This is a genomic window from Alteromonas sp. ABH4_456 (genome assembly GCF_056160645.1).
This window is the reverse complement of sequence record NZ_JBSWXO010000010.1, coordinates 92,093-112,484: the sequence shown is the minus strand read 5'-3', so window position 1 is coordinate 112,484 and position 20,392 is coordinate 92,093. Positions and strand designations below refer to the sequence as shown.

The window sequence follows — 20,392 nt, the reverse complement described above, 5'->3', positions numbered from 1 at the left end:
GCTATATCCGCTTTGCGTAGGTCAGCATTTTCTTAAGTGCTTCGTCATCCATCATATATTCGATGGGGAAACGACAGAGGTCATAGCGGTTTTTTGCCAGATTTACATTGACGCCGGGATGAAAGTTGAAGGCAATTTCATACCCGTTATCTTTTAGCGCCTCAATTACGCAATCGTTGTAGGTGTTCTTGCTGCCAACGGGATAACTGAATGCCTTTACCGGTTTTCCCAGTTTCTCTTCCAGAATTGCTTTGGAGTGGCTGAGCTCAAACAGCATCTGATCGTCACTGAGTTTGGCGAGTATGTCATGACTGTGAGAATGGGCTCCGATATCCATACCATTATTACTTAACGTAATGACATCGTCCCAGGACATAAACTCTGCATCCGGATAGGGGGACGGCATACCGACAAAATCTTCCAGCTCTTTAATTTGTTCGCCAATAGGGGCAGCGCAGCGCTTAATCTGATTCAGAATTAACCGGATAAAGATTTGAGGATTAGTTTTGAATTCAACCGTCTCTTCCCAGCCGGGTAGTTTGATTTTCTGAATATGTGAGCGCTGAATAAGATACGCGACTTTATCCCACCAGGGGAGTTCGTTATTTTCAATGAGTCCGGTGGCAATAAAGAATACGGCAGGAATATTCAGCGACTTCAGAATAGGGTAAGCCAGCACAAAATTATCTTTGTAGCCGTCGTCGAATGTAACCAGTAAGTAACGTTTGTCCGGTTTCGGACTGGTTGATATTAACTGGTTTAATTCCGCCAGGCTGATGATTGTGAAACACTCCTGCAAAAAACTCAGGTGTTTATGCAGGTTCTCAGCGGAGCAGGAGTATACATTCGGATCGAGTTTGCTGGTCGTCATATCGCCGATACGGTGTAAGTTAAGTACATATACACCGTCCGGCAGGTGTTTCCAGCGAAAAGCTGAAACACCTATCATAGACTCAAGCTTGGATTGTATCCGTTTCGCGAGCACGTTAAATCCTTTTAAATGCAGGCTTCTTCAATATAAAGTCACGGTAGTCGTTCGGGTCGCCTTTCTTCCCGGCTTCCGCCGCTTTAGCAATATTATACATTTCACGGGCGCTGACATAGTGCAGCTTATATTTTTCACCGTCATTATACTTTTCATTCAGGTGACGGTGCATTATTTCAACCGGTTCGCCCAGCAGGGCGCCCATGTCTGTGTCCTGGGCTCCGTGGGTATGGATCTTAATGAAAATCCATTCAGGACGGCCTTCAACGTGGATATGCTTATCCACCCAGTTATCTACTCTGCCAGGAGTCGGACGACAGTTGTCCCTGATATCCGCACGTTCAATTTTAGGTAAAATACCGAACTTGAAGGCTTCTTTGTTAAAGCCCATCGGGCCTTGCATGATAAGCAGATCGCCCCAGGCCTCACCACCGGTCTTCATCAGCTTTCCGGAATTATAAGACTTAGGCTTAGCCGGATCGTCCTTCGCGTAGTGGAAGCAGTTGGTCAGTGCGGGCTGTGTAGCGTCCGGCGACGGGAAAGTCATATCCACATAACAGCCGGTTTCTTTCAGTACAATGAGTTCATCATTCACACCACACCAGTGACCATGGGGATGAGAGTTATCCAGCGCCCAGTTGCCATGAATAAATGCATAGACAGGTTTGCCGGTTACCGGATCGGTTGCCAGTGCGCCATGTTTCTCATGCAGCGTTTGCGCGAAGTTTGATAACACGGTGCGCAGGTTGTCACTGGTATCATCTTCATGGTGAAGGTGAATTTCGATTTCACCAAATCCGCGGGCACATAAGTCTGAAAGCTTGTTCAGATGCTCTTCCCGGTATTCTTCTTCCGGAAAGAAGAAAGAGTGTTTAGGGTGATAACCATCGGCGTCGGTAAATTTGGACGCCATAACAGGGTAGTCCTGCATCCAGCGGTCAACCCTGGCACGCTCCAGCTCTATGTTATCTTTATTCAGCCATTGCGGTTCGTAATGGTCTACGAAACAAAACATCACGTGGGTTGTGCCTTTGACCTCCGGCTTAGAAGAGAAGAATGCATTTTTCCAGTATCCCAGAATCCAGGTCTGCATATCTTTTTGATAAATCAGCGCGGTACCTAAACCGGCAGCAATTAATATCAGAACAATGAGAGCGAGAACAATATAGGTGATCATTAGCGTGCCGTACTTTTCCAGGTTGCAGACTGTTTAGAAGTTAAAAATCGGATGAAACCCTGGCCGAGGGAAATATTCATAGAAACAAAAAAGGTGACCAGTTTAATTATGCTGGCTAACTTGCCTTTCTTATCATCATTTAATGTCAGGCCATAATAATAAGTAAAATAAAAAAGTACCTGGCCGGCAAACAGCGCACCGTACAGAGGACTTGTGAATGCCAGCAGCGCACCGCTTACCAATGCGACGAGCATAAAATGCGGCACAAACCAGCGTAAGATTTTGTGACTGATATAACTGAAGCACCGGCTGCCGGCTAACGGGCTCAGTGCCCAGGTCAGGCGCATCATCGCCTGGTAATTGCCTGCGCCTATTCTGATGCGACGTCCGGCCTCTTCTTCGAGGTTAGGCGCAATCTCTTCCGTGGCCCGTGCTTCAGGGTTATAGGTCAGTTTATAGCCTTGTCTGGCGATACCCATAAACACGCAGAAATCATCAATGATAGTATTTTCCGGTAACGGCTCATACAGTGCTGTACGGATAGCATAAATAGCGCCATTCGCTCCCAGCATGGCATTAATACGGGACTCATGAAACTTCAGTACCTGCTCGTATTGCCAGTATAAACTGTCTTTATTTTTTCCGGAAAAGGCATCTACAAGTTCCAGTTCTCCGCATACACCGCCAACTTGCTCCTCACGGAAGTCCGCGACCAGCTTTCTGACAGCATCGGACTGAAAAAACGTATTCGCATCAGAGAAAACTGTGACAGGTGTCGATACCCGTGTCATCAAATCGTTCAGCACATTGATTTTTCCACGGTTCTGCTCAAATACTACGGTTTCCAGACAGGGAGCAGAGAATGATGTCAGAATATCATTGGTGCCGTCTGTGCTGCCGTCCGAACCTATGAGGATCTGTAGCTTGTCCGTCGGGTAATCCAGTTCCAGAAGGTTCTCAATACGCGCCTTTATGCACTTCTCTTCGTTAAATGCAGCGATGACGATAGTGACGTCAGGTAGATCGGCTTCACGCTTTCTGCGGCCCTGTTTACTAAGCACAAAGCGGGTGTCTTTAATTGCCTGATGAAAACTGCTGACAGCAAGTAATATCACAGGATAAATCAGGTAGGTGTAAAGAATGGCGACTACACTTAGCCAGAAAATGAATTCCATGGTTGTACTCATCAACGGGGCTTCGCAGGAATGCCCAGCGCAGTGCAGCCGGAAGGGATGTCTTTAACCACCACAGCATTAGCGCCAATTTTCACATTATCGCCGATGGTTACCCCACCGATAATTTTTGCGCCGGTACCGATGAATACGTCGTTGCCGATAACCGGTGACTGACCTTTTTCATCGCCAATCACTACGCCACTTTCGATAACAACACGGTCACCGGTTTTGACCTTGCTGTTAATGACTACACCCACGGGGTGCATGATGACAAGGCCACGGCCAAACTCAGCTTTCACGCCAATGACACAGCCGTTGATCCACTTATTCAACATTTGAAGCAACAGACCTGCAGGACTTAAAATACCGAGGCGACAGCGGTGAGACATTCTGAACAGCAGTGTTGCACTGGTACCGTCGGTTAACAGTAACCGGGGCAATGATAAATGCGCACCGTCATCAGCAAACACTGCCTGTTTGTATCGCAGATCACTTTTTACTTTCTCAAACACTAACTTTAAAACCTTTACTGTAACAACAGAAATAACGTTCGCCGGCACGAAGCTTACCCGCCGGCGCATTTAATACAATGATTTACTTCGATTTGATCGCTTCTTCGATACGTTTTTTTGTATCCAGAAGTGATTTATTACTGGGCCGTAAGTTCAGTGCCTTCATTATCCATTGATAGGCATCGCTATATCGCTTCTCTTCATAGAGTAACCAGGCGATATTGTTCATGGCCTGCCAGTTCTTAGGTTGGGCACTGACAAGTTGCTCATAGAAGCTGATTGCTGCCTGCTTATCTGTTTTAGCCAGCTCACTGACGTACAATAAGTCTGATTCGTCATAATCCGATGAGAACTCAGAAGCTTTCTTCAGCACTTCAAGGGCTTCTTTTTCTTGCCCATTACTCTTAAGCGCTTTGTACAATGACTGCGCAGACTTTGGTGTTTTAAGCTTATTAAATGCTTCCTGTAAGGCTGGAATGGCGGCAGAAAAGTCTTCATTGCCTGCTTGTGCCTGGCCCATGATCTCCATCGCTCTGGCGCTGTTAGCAAACTCCGGCGGTAATCCTGCAATAATAGCCATGGCTTCGTCATAACGCTTCTCATTCACCAGAATATGGCTTTTCAGTAACTGTAACTGAGGCGCCTCAGCCACACCTTCAGGCATATTTTTTATTGCCCTTAATGCGGCCTTGCTACCTTCAGCCTGCATCATGGCTTCCGCATAGGCTTCAAAAACCTGAATGGTCGCAAAACCGGACTTTATGGAGTTTCGCAGTACATCCAGAGCAGCCAGAGGCTGACCCATCGACATATAAGACTGGGAGAGCAAAAAATCCACCTTGGGTTGTTCACCGAAACCAAAAATAGAACTGCGGGACAGTGATACCACTTCCTTGTAGTCCTGTTTAAGGAAAGCCGCAAACAATGTGCTGAATGCACTGGTTTTGCTATTTTGCGCTAAAATATTGTCAATCGTTTTGAAGGTCGCTTTTTTATCAGGCAGTGCCTGAGCAGACACATAGGCGCCGGTTAAAGCAATCTGATCATTCGGCTGTTCTTTCAGTACCCGGCTGTAGGCTTTCAGGGCTGCTTCTGCCTCACCATTTCTGAATGCTTTTTCTGCAAAATACTTTGCCGCTTCAATGTTAGCAGGTTCAATAGTACGCACTTTAGTATACAAGGCCTCAAGTGCATCTGTGTTACCGGTATATGATTCAAATTGGGCAGAAATCAGATAGTTTTCGGCATTGTCCGGCTCGGCTTCAATCCATTCATTGATAATTGAACGGGCTTCTTCTTCATCCCCGTTAGTAGCCTTCATGGCGACCAGGAACAACTTAGATTGCGTGCTGTTACCTTCCGCTGCATCTTTTACGATTTGTTGCGATGACGTTTCCAGTAAATCTTCGCCGTCACTGTCACCCACCGACAGCTTCAGCAGGCCGAGTTGCTGTTGCTGCACCGGATTTTGAAAAGCATCATTTTTGACATTGGAAAGGATTTCGGCGGCTTTATTTCTTTCACCGGAGAAAATCAGCGCTGAAGCCGCTTTTGTTGCCAGTCGGGTATTGCTGGTAACAAGTGACGGATACTTCTTATATAAAGAATAACTGTCCAGCGTATCACCGGCAGATAATTTTGCTGCAATATACATTTGCAGGCCCGGATGATTGGGGGGGAATTTATCGACGACCTTTTCCAGGTAGGAAAGTGCCTGCTCGTAGTTCCCGATCTGGAAATGTGAGATCCCTGCGATATACACGGATGTCATATTCACCATATTCTGGTTCAGTGAAATATCTATGTGTCTGGCGGCACTTTCAAAATCGTGCTCAGACAGGGCAATAATTGCCATTTGCTGATTCGCCAGCGGTTGGTCAGCAGATAATGAAAGCACTTTCTCTACATAAGTTTGTGCCTTTTTGAACTCTTTCGCTTTTATGTAAGCTTCTGCAATATTCAGATTAAGCTGGGCAAAGAAAGGCTTAAGTGCCAGCAAAGCTTCGTAGTTCTCAGCTGCTTCTTTAAACTGACCTGATGCCTGGAGAATTTCCGCAGTCAGTGACCGGATCATCCAGTCATCCGGGTATTTTTCTGATAGTGCCGATAAGACAGCTATGTCGCCGGGGTTATCCGAAAGCAAGTACCCGTTGATTATTAAAGCATAGTCGTCAATTTTGCTTTTTATTGCCGGCGTTGCGTTTTCTTTAGCCAACTCCCCGGCGACTTTCAGGTGCTCTTCAACCTGTTCCTGCGACCTGGAACGACCCGATATTACGGCAGCAATCAGTTCGGCAGAAATTCGCTGCCCGTTGTTCAGTTGCCCCTTAAACTCTTCAAAGGTAACCTCGAAAATGTCCAGATCAGCCATGGAATAGAGGGATAAAAAATACTCATCCGCAAAATCGTTAATATCACCGCGTTGGGTGAGTACCTTGTCGAAGGTCGTAATTGCGCTGGCCATATCACCAATATCGAAATAGACCTTAGCTAATTCAATACGGGGGCGGACATCAGTGGGGGATTGCTGTACGGCGGCTTTTAAATGAACAATAGCTTGCTTGTAATTGTCTTCACTAAGTGCATCTTCTGCTTTATTTAATCGTTCTTCTACAGTCATTTGAGAACAGGCGGTGGTGAGCAGCGTTGCGGTGACAAAAGCGGCAATTCGGGTTCGTTTCAATATATCCATACTATACAGCACATCCGGGATTTAAAAATGAGTGAATACTTTACGGGGTATCGTCTGAAAAGAAAAGTATGCAAACGTATCAGGGGTTTTTAAATTGAAGACACAAAAAAAGGCGACAATCGTCGCCTTTTTTAAGAGTGTAAAAATAATCTTATTTGTTTTTACGACGTGCAGTTGCACCCAGACCCATCAGGCCAAGAGCAAGAACAGCTACAGTTGAAGGCTCTGGAACTGATACAGGTGCTGCTGTAAATACTGCAGAAACGTCACCAGTAATCTCTTCCAGGTTATCCAAACTGTCGTAATCGCCGTTTACTGTCAGGTACGAGTAGAATGGAACAGGAGTTACAAAGTAGTCCAGGCCATCTGCTTCCAAAGTGAAATCAGTGAAATCGAAGTTATAGTTACCGGTACCAGCTGCGAAATCGTAATTTCCATATGCGTTAGTAACATCTCCAGCAGTAGCCAGCAATAAATCGTCGCTAGAATTGATTGTTGTACCAAGTAATAAGTCATCTGACTCAGTATCACGATTTACGTCAAGATAAAGAGACAGGCTTGCAGAATTCGCCGCAAAAGACGTACCTGAAGTGCTGGTACCGCTAGCTGTCAGAATCGCATAGATACGATAGCCAAAGTTAAGGTAGCTGTCTGTACCGTCTACTAGACCAGTACCTTCATCAGAGAAAAGAGAAGTCATTGATGCAAATGCACCAGTGCTAAAATTACCTGAGCCATCAAAAACCAATTCTTCAACGTAACCACCGTTGAACTTATCAGCTTCTACTACGGTACCGCCATAAGGGGTCGCGTCAATTTCAAAATCCATGAACTCAGCTGAGCTTGTGAAAGAAGCTAACAAACCAGCAGTCAATGCGAAAGATTTTACAACTTTATTAAATTTCATAACCATCTCCATATTAAATTCGTTCGGCTGTTAGGCCTCGCTGATATTAAAGCATTTGGTGTGCCAACTTTTTATCTATATGAATTTGTTGGTTTTTTTATTTTTATTGCCTGCTTGTAAAAACTGCGTGTAAAAATCCCTGACACAAATTTTGTTATTTTCCGCTAACTACTTTCTCAGCGATCTTGAACTTCAATTTTTGTAGCCAGCCACGGTTACCAAACGGACACCAAGTCTTACTGAGCTTATTCTTGTAAGCATCGAAATGCAGGCCATAAGGTGCACACAATACTTTGCCTCTTCCCAGCAGAATCTTCAGCGCATAGGTCTCTGCAATACCAGCACATAAGTTTACCGCCATGGCTGTTGAGGGGCCCCGCTGCTCGTGGAAATCTACAGCATCCTGATCAACAAGATAGTTACGCTGGAGCATCGCCGGTGATAAGCCAATCAGAAACTGGATTAATTGTCTTTCTTCTGTTTGCTTGTCATTAAAGCGGAAGTATTCTTCATAGGTCATTCTTCCGGGCATAAAGCAAAGCAGGGCTGCGCCCATGCCAAGCGGTGCCGCTGTCACAACGGGTATACCTTTCTCATAGCAACGGCTGAAAACCAGTTTCCTGGCAGTCAGGGCGAAGAAATCGAGACTATCTATATAAAGGTCGACGCCATCAAGAAATTGATCCACATTCGTTTCATCGATTCCGGCAGGAAAGCTGCCAATCTCTATTTCCGGATTAATATCCTTCAACATAGCAGACATGACTTCAATCTTGTCCTGATCCTTTGTCGACACAAAAGCGCCGGACTGGCGGTTAATATTGTGTATATCGAACTGGTCAAAATCAGAGATGTTAATTTTTCCGACACCCAGTCTGGCAAGTGTCAGACTATGCAGTCCGCCAACACCGCCACAACCTGCAATTGCCACCCGTTTTGTGCGCAGTGAAGCTTGTTCATCATGCGTTACCCAGCCAATATTTCTGGAAAACGCCACATCATAGTTAAAATCCATACGCTATCCGGTTATCCTGCGCGAAGCAGTTTGTCATGAACCTTTATAGGGTAAGCTAATATCATGACATGTAAAATGCTATCATCAGAAAAAAGCCGGATTACCTGATAGGGACATTAGAATGAAAATAATAAGAGTGCTGTTCGTCAGCATGACAATTGTGCTGACTTCACTTCCTGTTTGTCATACTGCTTTTGCAGAAGCATTACCTGAGGTTGTAAAAAAGGTGAAGCCTTCCGTGGTAGGTGTGGGCTTTTATGCGCCGCTGGCCACCGTCAGCCATCAATTAAAAGGGACTGGTTTCGTTGTCGGAAATGGAAAATATGTAGTGACCAACCATCATGTGATCACAGCATTTCCTACAGAAGAAAATGTAAAATTTAACCAGGTCGTGTTCGTACCAGAAGGCCGTAAGATGGGAATTGCGCGGGTAAAACAAGTTTATAAAGATGATGAGCATGATCTGGCCATTCTGGAAATGGCCCATGAATTACCACCTGTCAGTCTGCTTTCAGCAACAGATGTGGTTGAAGATGGTACTGCAATCGCAATGACCGGTTTTCCCATTGGCGCCGTATTAGGATTGTATCCGGCCACACACAGAGGCATTGTTGCCGCGTATACGCCTAACGTGATCTCGGCTTCGAACAGTGCGCAACTGTCGCAAGCTTATCTGGACAGCTTACGCAACCCTTTCATGGTATATCAACTTGATATTACCGCTTACCCCGGCAACAGCGGCAGCCCTGTGTATGAAGCGGCTACCGGAGAGGTGTTAGGGGTAATCAATAAAGTGTTCGTTAAGAAAACAAAAGAGTCGGCAATTACTTCGCCCAGCGGTATCACTTATGCCATTCCGGTTAAGCATGTTTACGCACTGGCTGAGAAGCACGGGATAACGTTGTAAGCAAAGGCGCTTATTTTTATTAAGAAGTAAAAAGCGGAGTCATTCTTGCTTGTGGTCATGGTGACAAGTAGTCGCTTTAGAAGTTTGATTGAGTATCTTGCTCAACATGCAGCATTTATTTCAGGGAGAACGATATGAAAGTGTTAGTAACAGGAGCCGCTGGCTTTATCGGATCATTTGTTGCCGCGCAATTAACGGAGCGTGGCGATGAAGTCGTAGGTATCGATAATCTGAATGATTATTATGATGTGTCATTAAAAGAAGCCCGGCTTGAAAGGGTATCGTCCTTACCTTCCGGCCATCTTTTTACGTTTATTAAAATGGGCGTTGAAGATCGTGCTGCGATGGAGGCCCTCTTTGCAGAACACAAATTTGATAAGGTGGTTCACTTAGCTGCCCAGGCAGGAGTGCGTTATTCGCTGGAAAATCCTCATGCTTATATTGATGCGAATATTGTCGGCTTTATGAATGTGCTCGAAGGTTGCAGACATAATCAGGTTGAACACCTGGTTTACGCTTCATCCAGCTCTGTTTACGGTGCCAATGAAAGCATGCCTTTCGCCGTCGAAGATAACGTGGATCATCCGGTATCTCTGTATGCAGCCAGTAAAAAAGCCAATGAGCTGATGGCCCACACCTACAGTCATTTGTACGGGTTGCCGACCACAGGACTGCGGTTCTTTACCGTTTATGGTCCCTGGGGACGTCCTGATATGGCGCTGTTCCTGTTTACCAAAGCGATTCTGGAAGACAAACCTATTAAAGTGTTTAACTACGGCAACCACCGCCGAGACTTTACTTACATCGATGATATTGTGGAAGGTGTCATCGCCACGCTGGACAACGACGCAAAAACGGATGAATCCTGGTCGGGTAAGTCACCAAATCCGGGCTCAAGTAAAGCACCGTGGAAAGTTTATAATATTGGCGCTCAGACGCCGGTCCACCTGCTGACTTATATCGAAACTCTCGAGAAGGCGTTAGGAAAGGAAGCAGAAAAAGAAATGCTGCCAATGCAAAAAGGTGATGTGCCAGATACCTACGCTGATGTAGAAGCGCTGGTTAAAGATACCGGTTATCGTCCGTCTACCGACATTGATACCGGTATTGCAAAATTTGTGGAATGGTACAGAGGGTTCTACAACGTATAACCCGTGAGCGCAGCGGCAGGGGATCAGTCTTTGATAAACTGCCGCAAATATTCTTCACGTTCTTCCGGCATCGCCGGAATTTGTTCTCGTAAACTGAGCCGGATCTCATTAAGCATAGATGCAAAACCCGGCTTCAGACTCCCCTCAAGTAACGGGCGGTTAATGTAATAAGGGGCCCGTTTGCCGTGATAGTCCACTACCGGTCCTATCTGCTGAAATTTAATGCCTACATAACCCATACTTCTTGCAAGACGGGGCTCCATCATGACATAGGCATGTTTCACGCCGAACTCCAGCGCCGAGGCGGCGGCAGCAAAATATAAACCTACTGCGATAAAAGGAAAACAGCGTAATTCCGTTTCCGAGTAGGTCACAGGGTTAATAGCACCGGTTGCGGAACCGTCAAAGTCATCTGAACGACGCCGGCGGAAGTATTTGGGCACGGCAAGCCTGGATATTTCGCACACCTCGTGGCGTTTAAAATTATCCGGACTCAAATCGTTCCGGGTGATAGAGGAGCGGCAATACTTTTCAATGGGTAATAGCTGAGCATCCTGTAATGGTCTGACTGCACGCACAGTGCCGGCCATTTGCTGAGTGCCGATATGGCGAATCATGCAGTGTCTTGAGTAAGCATCAAATTCGTCAGTTTCCAGACCTGACTCTTTCACCGGCTCAAACGCAAGCTCGTCACAATAGACGTTATGCCTGATTTTGTAGACAGACTCTCTCAGAGCATCATCCACTGCCAGAACGGGTTCCAGATACGTACTGAAGTGTGAGGAAATATAGTTAGCTTCCCTGAGCTGCTGATAGCCGGAAAACATCTTTCCTACGCTGGTACGGCGGAACTTCTTATTGATTGTGTCAAATATCGAACGCTTAGCCATAATGGTTTTAACTTCTCACTGCTGCTGACGTCACAATACACCAATGATAGTGCAACGTGACAGCTTAAAAGTGCTGTGTTAGATATCGCTATTGATACTATAGAACAAATTTTGATAGTTGAGCGTTTATCATAAGAAAATCCTTAACAGCCAGCAGAGGCAGGGGATACAGAGGAATAAAGCGTTGCCGGGTAGCTGTTTGACACCGGTAAACAGATATCTGACTGTATACGTGCCGCGCCGTAAGTTGCTCCTGAGTCCGTTTCGCTGGTTCAATGCTTCAGGCAGGACGCACAAAGAAAAAGCCACGGTTGTGGCTTTTTCTGTTCAGGAAATGAAAGTAAAAATTTACTTTGCCGCCAGCGCGGCTTTCATGTCTTTTCTGCGCTGATGAAGCAAGGGCTCTGTGTAACCGTTTGGCTGACTTACGCCATCGAAAATCAGTTCCTTCGCAGCTTTGAAACCAATGGCGTTGTCGATATTCGGTGACATCGGGATGTAATCGCTGTCGCCGGCATTCTGTTCATCAACCAGCACTGCCATGCGGGTAAGGGATTCGTTAACCTGCTCCGGCGTAATGATGTTATGTACCAGCCAGTTGGCCAGGTGCTGGGAAGAAATCCTCAAGGTCGCGCGGTCCTCCATCAGACCAACATTATTGATGTCAGGCACTTTTGAACAACCAATCCCCTGATGAACCCAGCGCACCACGTATCCGAGAATGCCCTGTACGTTATTATCTACTTCACGCTGAATAGCTTCTGCAGACAAAGACGAGTCTTCAGGCATCAGAGGGATCGTAAGAATATCCGCAATACCGGTATAGTGCTGTTCTTGCATACCGGACTGCAGGGCGAATACATCGACCTCATGGTAATGCAGGCTGTGCAACGTGGCAGCCGTGGGAGAGGGGACCCAGGCGGTATTGGCACCGGCCTTCGGATGGCCTATTTTCGCTTCCATCATATTTGCCATCTGATCCGGAATAGGCCACATGCCTTTACCAATCTGTGCGCGGCCGGAAAGCTGACAAGCTAGGCCCGTTTGCACATTGGCTTTTTCATAGGCAGCAATCCAGGGCATGGTTTTCAATGCGCCTTTAGCTGCGAATGGTCCTGCCTGCATAGAGGTGTGGATCTCATCACCCGTGCGGTCGAGGAAGCCGGTGTTGATAAAAGCAACACGTGATGAGGCTGCGCCGATACAGGCTTTCAGATTGATACTGGTGCGGCGCTCTTCATCCATAATACCCATTTTCAGCGTATCCTGGTCGAGGCCCAGCATGGCTTCAACACGGCTGAACAGGCTGTCAGCGAAGGCGACTTCCTCAGGACCATGCATTTTAGGTTTAACAATATAAATGCTGCCTTCACGGGAGTTACGGAATTTACCATTGCCCAGTAAATCATGTTTAGCAATGAGGGATGTGATCACACCGTCCATCAATCCTTCAAAGACCGGTTCACCGTCCAGTAAAATCGCGTCATTTCGCATTAGGTGACCAACATTGCGCACAAACATGAGGCTGCGGCCGGCCAGTGAAAGTCTGCCTGCGCCATCTGCTGTGGTGTATTCACGGTCAGACTGCATAGCACGGACAATCTTTTTGCCGCCTTTTTCCATGGTCAGCGACAGATCACCTTTCATTAGACCTAACCAGTTTGAATACACCAGTGTTTTATCTTCAGCGTCTACGGCAGCTACAGAATCTTCGCAGTCCATGATCGTTGTCAGCGCTGCTTCAACCAGCACATCTTTCACCCCTGCTGGATCGGCTTTACCCACCGGGCTTGCGGCATCAATCTGAATTTCAAAATGCAAACCGTTATGAACAAACAGCAGTGCATCCGGCGCATCTGCATTGCCTCTGAAGCCAAGGAACTGTTCGCTGGTTTGCAGTGTGGTATGGCCGCTTTTCAGGGAAACGGTAAGGGTGCCGTCTGTGATACCATAACCGGTGACATCTTTATGGGATGCATCAGCAAGCGGCAGCAGGGTGTCCAGTAATCGTTTTGCTTCTGCGATTACTTTAGCGCCCCGTACAGGATTATAGGTTGTTCCGGCTTCTGCACCGCCGTCATCGCTGATCACGTCTGTGCCATACAGCGCGTCATACAGACTTCCCCAGCGGGCATTCGCGGCGTTCAGTGCGTAGCGGGCATTATTGATAGGCACAACCAGTTGCGGGCCCGCCATGGTGGCAATCTCTGCATCTACATTGGACGTCGTGGCAGTGACATTGTCCGGCTCATTCTCCAGATATCCGATTTCCCGCAGAAAGTTCAGATAGTCGTCGCCGGAAGCGGGCTTGCCGCTTTTGTGATAAGCGTCAATTAAGGTTTGGAAATGATCCCGCTTATCCAGCAGAGCCTGATTAAGCGGAGTGAGGTCTGCAAGCAGGGATTCGAAATTCGCCCAGAAAGTGTCTTTATCGACATTAGCGCCGGGCATTGCCTGTTCATTGATGAATGTGTCCAGAACCTCAGCAACCTGAAGTCGTCCGTGTTGAATATACCCTTTCATAATGACCTCTACTCTTTAATGAGTTGTTAGTGTAGAGGTTTCCGGACACTATTTTTAATTTATGGTTTGTATTGCTGTCATAATATTGGTGAATGTTCGCTGGCAGACGATTTACAAATTACTCATCTCAGATGCCAGCTCACCAATTAAACGGCGCAGCCAGATATGGCCTGCATCATGGTGCAGCAAGGCACTCCACGCCATTTTCAACGCAATTGGCGGAATATCGAAAGGAGGATCTTTCACTACAACTTCCGGATCGTCTTTAAACAGTCGCGCCGCTTTGCCCGGTAATGTGGCTACCAGATTTTGAGTTTTAGCTATTTGCAGTGCTGCGTGATAGTGGCGGGTAAACACTCTGATCGCCCGCTGTTTTCCCAGTTTAGTTAATTCAGCATCGACCCAGCCAAGTTTTTGCACTTCATTGGGATCAATACCTACGCCCACACCGAAGCCGGTTTTACTTACCCATATATGCTGGGCGCTTAAATAACTGTCCAGATCCCATTTCTGGTTTACCAGCGGATGGGATGCGCTGAGCACACAGCTGAAACTGTCATACCAGATGACTTTCTGGTGAAAGGAAAGAGGCAGTTCGTCGAAGCGGTTTATCGCCATGTCGACTTTACCCTGTTCCACATCGTGAAATGTCACGTCACTCGGCGTGATTAAATCCAGGGTGATGTTCGGGGCAATGTTGCCCAAACGGCCGACCAGCTCAAGCAATAAAGTGCTTTCCGCATAATCACTGGTCATGATCCGGAATGTACGGTTGCTGGTAGCCGGGTCAAAATCGGTTTCCGGCTGAATGGAGCTTTCCAGTTTACTGAGTACATCGCGGATGACCGGCTGGAGCTCAAGGGCACGTTTAGTCGGTGTCATGCCTTCGCTGGTTCTCACCAGCAACGGATCTTTGAATAAATCTCTTAACCGCTTTAAACCGTTACTCATGGCCGGCTGGGTGATGCTGAGCTGATTAGCGGCGCGGGTAACACTGCCTTCTCTGAGCAAAACATCCAGATAAACCAGAAGATTCAAATCTACTTTGGCTATATTCATGCTCTCAATGCTCCAAATTAGGAATATTATCTGTTGCTATTATAAGCGTCTGGTCCTGATAAGTAAGATAGACTCTTAGTCGCAGATTGTTACTGCTTTATTCGCCTGTTGTACTGATACTTTCGACCTGGTTTGACAGCCAGTGTACCCCGGATTTCAAACGGGTGTTTTTATTTTTGTGGCTGTGAAATGAATAAAACCGGTGAATATAAAAAAGGCTCCCGAAGGAGCCAGAGGTTAGGAACCTGTGAGTTTATACATCAAACTGGTTCATGGTGTTGTCGTCGCCTGAAGCTTTCAGTGCGCCTTCACCGGAGAAGTACTCTTTATGGGTGTCACCCAGGTCAGAACCGGCCATTGCCTGGTGCTTAACGCACGCCAGACCCTGACGAATTTCTTTACGCTGAACACCTTTAACGTAAGCCAGCATGCCCTCGTCGCCGAAGTAACCCTGCGCCAGGTTGTCAGTAGACAGTGCCGCAGTGTGGTAAGTAGGCAGTGTGATCAGGTGGTGGAAGATACCTGCTTCACGTGACGCATCACGCTGGAAGGTCTGGATCTTCGCATCAGCAGATGCGGCCAGTTCGCTGTCGTCATATTCTGCAGACATCAGTTTCGCACGGTCGTAACCAGATACGTCTTTGCCTTCTTCCTGCCATGCATCAAATACCTGCTGACGGAAGTTCAGTGTCCAGTTGAAAGACGGTGAGTTGTTGTAAACCAGTTTCGCATTCGGGATAACTTCACGAATCGCGTCAACCATGTCACCAATCTGACGAACGTGAGGCTTCTCTGTTTCAATCCACAGCAGGTCTGCACCATGTTGGAGAGAAGTGATACAGTCAAGAACAACACGGTCGAAACCAGTATTCGCTTTGAACTTGAACAGTCCATTAGGCAGACGAACAGGCTTAACCAGTTTGCCGTCTTGCTTAATTACCAGGTCGCCGTCAGACAGGTCATCTGCACCGGAAATTTCAGTGGTGTCCAAAAATGCGTTGTACTGAGAAGCCAGGTCGCCGGGTGCGGTAGATACGGGGATTTTCTGCGTCAGGCCGGCGCCTAATGAGTCGGTACGGGCAACAATTACACCGTCGTCTACACCCAGCTCTAAGAATGCATAACGAACAGCGTTGATTTTCGCCAGGAAGTCTTCATGAGGAACAGTAACTTTACCGTCCTGGTGACCACACTGCTTAGCATCAGATACCTGGTTTTCAATCTGGATACAGCAGGCACCCGCTTCAATCATTTTCTTCGCTAACAGGTAAGTGGCTTCTTCGTTACCGAAACCGGCGTCGATGTCCGCAATGATAGGCACCACGTGGGTTTCGAAATTGTCGATTTGCGCCTGAATTGCTGCAACATCACCACCGTTTGCTTTCGCTGCGTCCAGCTGTTTGAATAAATCACCCAGTTCACGTGCATCAGCCTGACGCAGAAAAGTGTAAAGCTCTTCAATCAGCATAGGAACGGTGGTTTTTTCATGCATAGACTGGTCAGGCAGAGGGCCGAACTCAGAACGCAGGGCTGCAACCATCCAGCCGGAGAGGTACAGATAACGTTTGTTGGTCGTGCCGTGGTGTTTCTTAACAGCCAACATTTTTTGTTGACCTACGAAGCCGTGCCAGCAACCTAAAGATTGGGTATAGCTTGCACTGTCGGCATCATACTCTTCCATATCTTTGCGCATGATAGCGGCAGTGTACTTCGCAATGTCCAGACCAGTTTTGAAACGGTTCTGTGCTTTCATGCGTGCGGCGTACTCTGGGTTAATACCTTCCCAGCTTCCTTTCTGCGCGGCTTTAAGCGTAGCAATAGTATCGATATCTTGCTGATATTGCGACATAGAGGTCTCTCCCGAATTAACTCAAATATGTTGTTTAGGCGATTACGCTGCACTGCGCTCTCGTTAGCTCACATTCATCCTAGTGCCGCAATTCGAATAACGTAAATATATAATTGTCATTCCCATCATAACACCTGTGAATGAGTGTTGTTGGGCTTCCAGAAAGGTTACGGCGTTGGTTTCATTTTTTGAGTCTAATTGCTTAAAGCATTATCTTTATTTTCCCCCTATCATTACTCTAATTAAAATAATTCGGGGGGAGTATGAGCAGTATTCTTAGTACCGTCGATCAACGGACTAATCTGGTGGGGGAGAACCGCCTCGAACTACTGATGTTCAGGTTGGGGACCCGTCATGCGTTTGCCATTAACGTGTTTAAGGTTAAAGAAGTCATCGGTGTTCCGAAGATGAATACTATGCCGGGAGCTCACGGCAATTTGTGTGGTGTGACACTTTACAGAGGGAATCCGATTCCTGTCATTGATCTGCGCAGCGCCATTCGTATGAAAAATAGTGGCGATACGAATTACGCTAATAACGTCATCATCACAGAATATAACCGCTCCGTTCAGGGATTTCTGATTGGTGATGTATTAAGCATCGTTAATACATCCTGGCAAAATATTCAGCCGCCGCCGCTGACTATCGGTAAATCAAATTACCTTACTGCCATCAGTCAGATTGAAATCGACGGCAAGAACGAACTGGTAGAAATCATTGATGTAGAAAAAGTGCTGGCTGAGATCATCGACTACGACATTTCTATTTCTGACGGCGTGCTTGATGAGCAGGTTGTCAGTGCTATGCAAGGCCGTCAGGTGCTGATTGTGGATGATTCCGCTACTGCACGTAAACAAATCAAAGATACGCTTGCCCAGATAGGATTGTCCTGCCTTGAATGCCACAATGGCGCAGAAGCCCTGGCCTTACTCAAATCGTGGGCAGATGAAGGAAAGCGGCCGTCTGACCTTATCTTATTAATGTTTACTGATGCTGAGATGCCGGAAATGGACGGATACCGCTTAACTGCAGAAGTGCGCGGTGATGAGAGAATGAGTGATTTATTTGTTGCCCTGAACACGTCCTTAAGTGGCAGCTTTAATGAGGCCATGGTGGAAAAGGTTGGTTGCAACCGGTTTATCTCTAAATTTCAGCCGGATATGTTAGTTGACGTGGCGCAGCAACGCATGCGCGAACTCCTGACCAGTCAGTCAACGGCTTAGCGTTAAATCGATGAAATTACAGCCTTTCGTGAATTTTTGATGACTCACGGCTTTGGGTTTGGCGCTTGTCCTGATGTGATTTACACTTAGCCACAGTTTTTTTCCTGTGGATACGACGATGCTAAAAAAAATAAGCGTGTGCTCTCTGGTAGGGCTCACCCTGGCGCAAGGCTGCGCGCAACTCGATAATGCCGGTCATGCGGCACAGAGTTCATCAGCACAGCAACAGCCCCGAAATATCATCATGGTAGTGGCCGACGGCATGGGGCCGGCTTACACCACGGCTTACCGCAACTTTGCTGATAACCCTGAAACACCTGACATCGAAGATGTCGTGTTTGACCACATGCTTACCGGCAACGCCTCTACGCATCCGGCGCCGGTTTCCGGGTATGTTACCGACTCTGCGGCTGCGGCTACAGCGTTGGCGACAGGCGTAAAATCGTATAATGGTGCTATTGGGGTGGATGCCAACAAGCAACCTGTTGAGTCGGTTCTGCAAAGAGCAAAGCAGCTCGGTCTGCGCACCGGTGTTGCGGTTACATCGCAAATCAATCATGCAACGCCCGCTTCTTATCTGGCGCACAATGAAAGTCGTAAGAATTACAACGCCATCGCTGACAGCTTTTTTGATGACCGTATTAATGACGGATTTGTCGCCGATGTGATGCTGGGGGGCGGTACCTCTTATTTCGCCCGTGATGACAGAGATCTCACCGCTTTATTTGCAGATAACGGCTATCAATATGTTGATGGCTATGACCAGTTAGCTACATTGCCTGCCGGCACTGACGTGCTGGGACTATTTGCACCGGTGGGATTGCCGGCTGCGCTGGATGACAGTAACCCGCACCGCCTGTCTTTTCTGACTAAAAATGCGATTAAGCATCTTGAGGATCCGGAGGGATTTTTCCTTCTGGTAGAAGCGAGTCAGGTTGACTGGGCAGGGCATGCCAATGACATCGGTTCTGCGATGGCGGAAATGGATGATCTGGCAGTTACCATGGAATACCTGCAAAACTATGTAGAAACACACCCTGATACACTGGTTGTGCTTACCGCTGATCACAGTACCGGCGGTTTGACAATTGGCGCAGACGGTATTTACGAGTGGCATCCTGAGTACCTGCGTAACATGAAGGCTTCGGTTTCATCCATTGCTGTCAACATGGTCAGTGAAGCCTCTCCGGCTGCGTATGCTGAAGCGCAGCTGGGATTCACTTTTGAAGACGATGACAGTTCACTGGTAGACAGTATCGCGGCACTGCCTGACTTTGAGGCCCGTGAAACAGCGTTGAAAGCATTCCTTGATAAGAAGACGAATACCGGCTGGACCACTGGTGGCCACACTGGTGTCGATGTGGAAGTTTTTGCATTCGGTGCCGGAGCAGACGCTTTTGCCGGTCAGTTAGATAACACTGACATTGCAAAGCAATTCTTTCGTTTCCTGAACAACCGCTGAGCTGAATGACAGGCGTACTGTGATAATTTTCACAGTACGCTTTGATTCATTTATCGGCTTATGCGAAACACGCCTGCCACCCCGGCAAGGCAAAAAAATAGCCGCAAATTGCGGCTATTTTTTTCATCATTGTATAAATCTACTGATTCAGAAAGTTGTCCAGGTCTTCACCGGTAATTTTGCCAATCTGAGAAAACAGATACCACAATGCAGTCACCAGCAAAATCATGCTCGGGATTACGATAACCGGATAGCTCAGCATCGTCATCCGGCCCAGTTCTTCGGTGTAGGCAGTGGTGCCGGGTTCACTGACCAGAATCATTTTCGCCAGCACATAATTTAATACTGAGGAAAGAAAAAAGGAGCTGGCAACAATGTAAGAGCTGATAGCAATTTTACGTTTGAATTCTGCCTGTTTTCCTTTCTCATCCAGCGCGCGGTTTAAATTTTCCCAGTTAATGATCTGGTCGTTAAGGATGAGCATTTTAACCAGTGGCTTTTTACCAAACTGAGTCACCAGAACTGCAATACCGATAAGCGCCGGAATGGTGGCTTCTTTAATTGCAATATATTCGGCGGGCAGTTTCAATAAACTGATACCGCCGGTAAGGATAACGCTGACAATCCCGAGAACGGAAAAACCATTCACTTTACCGGACTGCTTTAAATCCCAGATGCCGTAAACAATTGGAAAGGCGAGGGCAGCAACGATGCTCCAGGCCGGCCCCAGGTATTCGTCTCCGCTGCCGTAAGACATGATTAAAACAGGGATAACAATGTTGAACGCAAGGTTGCCGAAGAAGCCCTGGTTTTGCTGATTTTTGGTTTCTGTGGTGCCGGACATATTTATTTCGTTGTACTACGG

The 20,392-nt window shown here is 47.1% G+C and carries 16 protein-coding genes; 4 read left to right on the top strand and 12 right to left on the bottom strand.

What is annotated here, in order from left to right:
- Position 1 precedes the first annotated feature (1 nt).
- From ACXAG2_RS15550 to ACXAG2_RS15520, 7 genes are all read right to left on the bottom strand, one after another.
- On the bottom strand, positions 2-985 hold the full coding sequence (locus ACXAG2_RS15550) for a polysaccharide deacetylase family protein (RefSeq protein ID WP_474868406.1): 984 nt from the start codon (positions 983-985) through the stop codon (positions 2-4).
- A gap of 1 nt (position 986) precedes the next feature.
- On the bottom strand, positions 987-2,162 hold the full coding sequence (locus ACXAG2_RS15545; protein WP_474868403.1) for a hypothetical protein: 1,176 nt from the start codon (positions 2,160-2,162) through the stop codon (positions 987-989).
- Entirely contained in the window at positions 2,162-3,337 is a 1,176-nt protein-coding gene (locus ACXAG2_RS15540; RefSeq protein WP_474868400.1) for a glycosyltransferase family 2 protein, read from the bottom strand. The genes ACXAG2_RS15545 and ACXAG2_RS15540 overlap by 1 nt, the downstream gene beginning before the upstream one ends.
- An 11-nt stretch (positions 3,338-3,348) precedes the next feature.
- Entirely contained in the window at positions 3,349-3,849 is a 501-nt protein-coding gene (locus tag ACXAG2_RS15535) for a serine O-acetyltransferase (protein ID WP_474868397.1), read from the bottom strand.
- A gap of 82 nt (positions 3,850-3,931) precedes the next feature.
- A complete protein-coding gene (locus ACXAG2_RS15530) occupies positions 3,932-6,541 on the bottom strand; it encodes a tetratricopeptide repeat protein (RefSeq protein ID WP_474868395.1) in 2,610 nt (869 codons plus the stop codon).
- A gap of 151 nt (positions 6,542-6,692) precedes the next feature.
- Entirely contained in the window at positions 6,693-7,448 is a 756-nt protein-coding gene (pepA, locus tag ACXAG2_RS15525) for a flocculation-associated PEP-CTERM protein PepA (RefSeq protein WP_474868393.1), read from the bottom strand.
- 154 nt (positions 7,449-7,602) lie between these two features.
- Positions 7,603-8,463: a ThiF family adenylyltransferase gene (locus ACXAG2_RS15520; RefSeq protein WP_474868390.1), complete on the bottom strand. Its 861-nt coding sequence runs from the start codon at positions 8,461-8,463 to the stop codon at positions 7,603-7,605.
- Positions 8,464-8,584: 121 nt separating this feature from the next.
- Here ACXAG2_RS15520 and ACXAG2_RS15515 point away from each other — a divergent pair, with 121 nt between their 5' ends.
- Complete coding sequence (locus ACXAG2_RS15515; RefSeq protein WP_474868388.1) at positions 8,585-9,370, top strand: S1 family peptidase; 786 nt, start codon at positions 8,585-8,587, stop codon at positions 9,368-9,370.
- Between the two features lie 134 nt (positions 9,371-9,504).
- Positions 9,505-10,521: an NAD-dependent epimerase gene (locus ACXAG2_RS15510; RefSeq protein WP_474868385.1), complete on the top strand. Its 1,017-nt coding sequence runs from the start codon at positions 9,505-9,507 to the stop codon at positions 10,519-10,521.
- Positions 10,522-10,544: 23 nt separating this feature from the next.
- On the opposite strand, the gene ACXAG2_RS15505 is transcribed toward ACXAG2_RS15510, so the two are convergent.
- The 4 genes from ACXAG2_RS15505 to ACXAG2_RS15490 all read right to left on the bottom strand — a co-directional run bounded on the left by ACXAG2_RS15505 (position 10,545) and on the right by ACXAG2_RS15490 (position 16,842).
- Positions 10,545-11,411 carry a PEP-CTERM/exosortase system-associated acyltransferase gene (locus tag ACXAG2_RS15505; RefSeq protein WP_474868383.1) on the bottom strand — a complete coding sequence of 289 codons (867 nt, stop codon included), beginning with the start codon at positions 11,409-11,411 and terminating at the stop codon, positions 10,545-10,547.
- Between the two features lie 348 nt (positions 11,412-11,759).
- On the bottom strand, positions 11,760-13,934 hold the full coding sequence (locus ACXAG2_RS15500) for a malate synthase G (RefSeq protein ID WP_474868380.1): 2,175 nt from the start codon (positions 13,932-13,934) through the stop codon (positions 11,760-11,762).
- 111 nt (positions 13,935-14,045) lie between these two features.
- Complete coding sequence (locus tag ACXAG2_RS15495; RefSeq protein WP_474868378.1) at positions 14,046-14,993, bottom strand: LysR family transcriptional regulator; 948 nt, start codon at positions 14,991-14,993, stop codon at positions 14,046-14,048.
- Positions 14,994-15,246: 253 nt separating this feature from the next.
- Positions 15,247-16,842, bottom strand: a complete 1,596-nt coding sequence (locus tag ACXAG2_RS15490) for an isocitrate lyase (RefSeq protein ID WP_474868375.1) — start codon at positions 16,840-16,842, stop codon at positions 15,247-15,249.
- A 263-nt stretch (positions 16,843-17,105) separates the two neighbouring features.
- On the opposite strand from ACXAG2_RS15490, the gene ACXAG2_RS15485 reads away from it, so the two are divergent.
- Positions 17,106-18,065 carry a chemotaxis protein CheV gene (locus tag ACXAG2_RS15485; RefSeq protein WP_474868373.1) on the top strand — a complete coding sequence of 320 codons (960 nt, stop codon included), beginning with the start codon at positions 17,106-17,108 and terminating at the stop codon, positions 18,063-18,065.
- A 118-nt stretch (positions 18,066-18,183) separates the two neighbouring features.
- Positions 18,184-19,527, top strand: coding sequence for an alkaline phosphatase (locus ACXAG2_RS15480; protein ID WP_474868371.1), 1,344 nt, complete (start codon positions 18,184-18,186; stop codon positions 19,525-19,527).
- A 139-nt stretch (positions 19,528-19,666) separates the two neighbouring features.
- Here ACXAG2_RS15480 and ACXAG2_RS15475 read toward each other — a convergent pair whose 3' ends face one another.
- Complete coding sequence (locus ACXAG2_RS15475) at positions 19,667-20,371, bottom strand: VC0807 family protein (RefSeq protein WP_119502038.1); 705 nt, start codon at positions 20,369-20,371, stop codon at positions 19,667-19,669.
- Positions 20,372-20,392 lie beyond the last annotated feature (21 nt).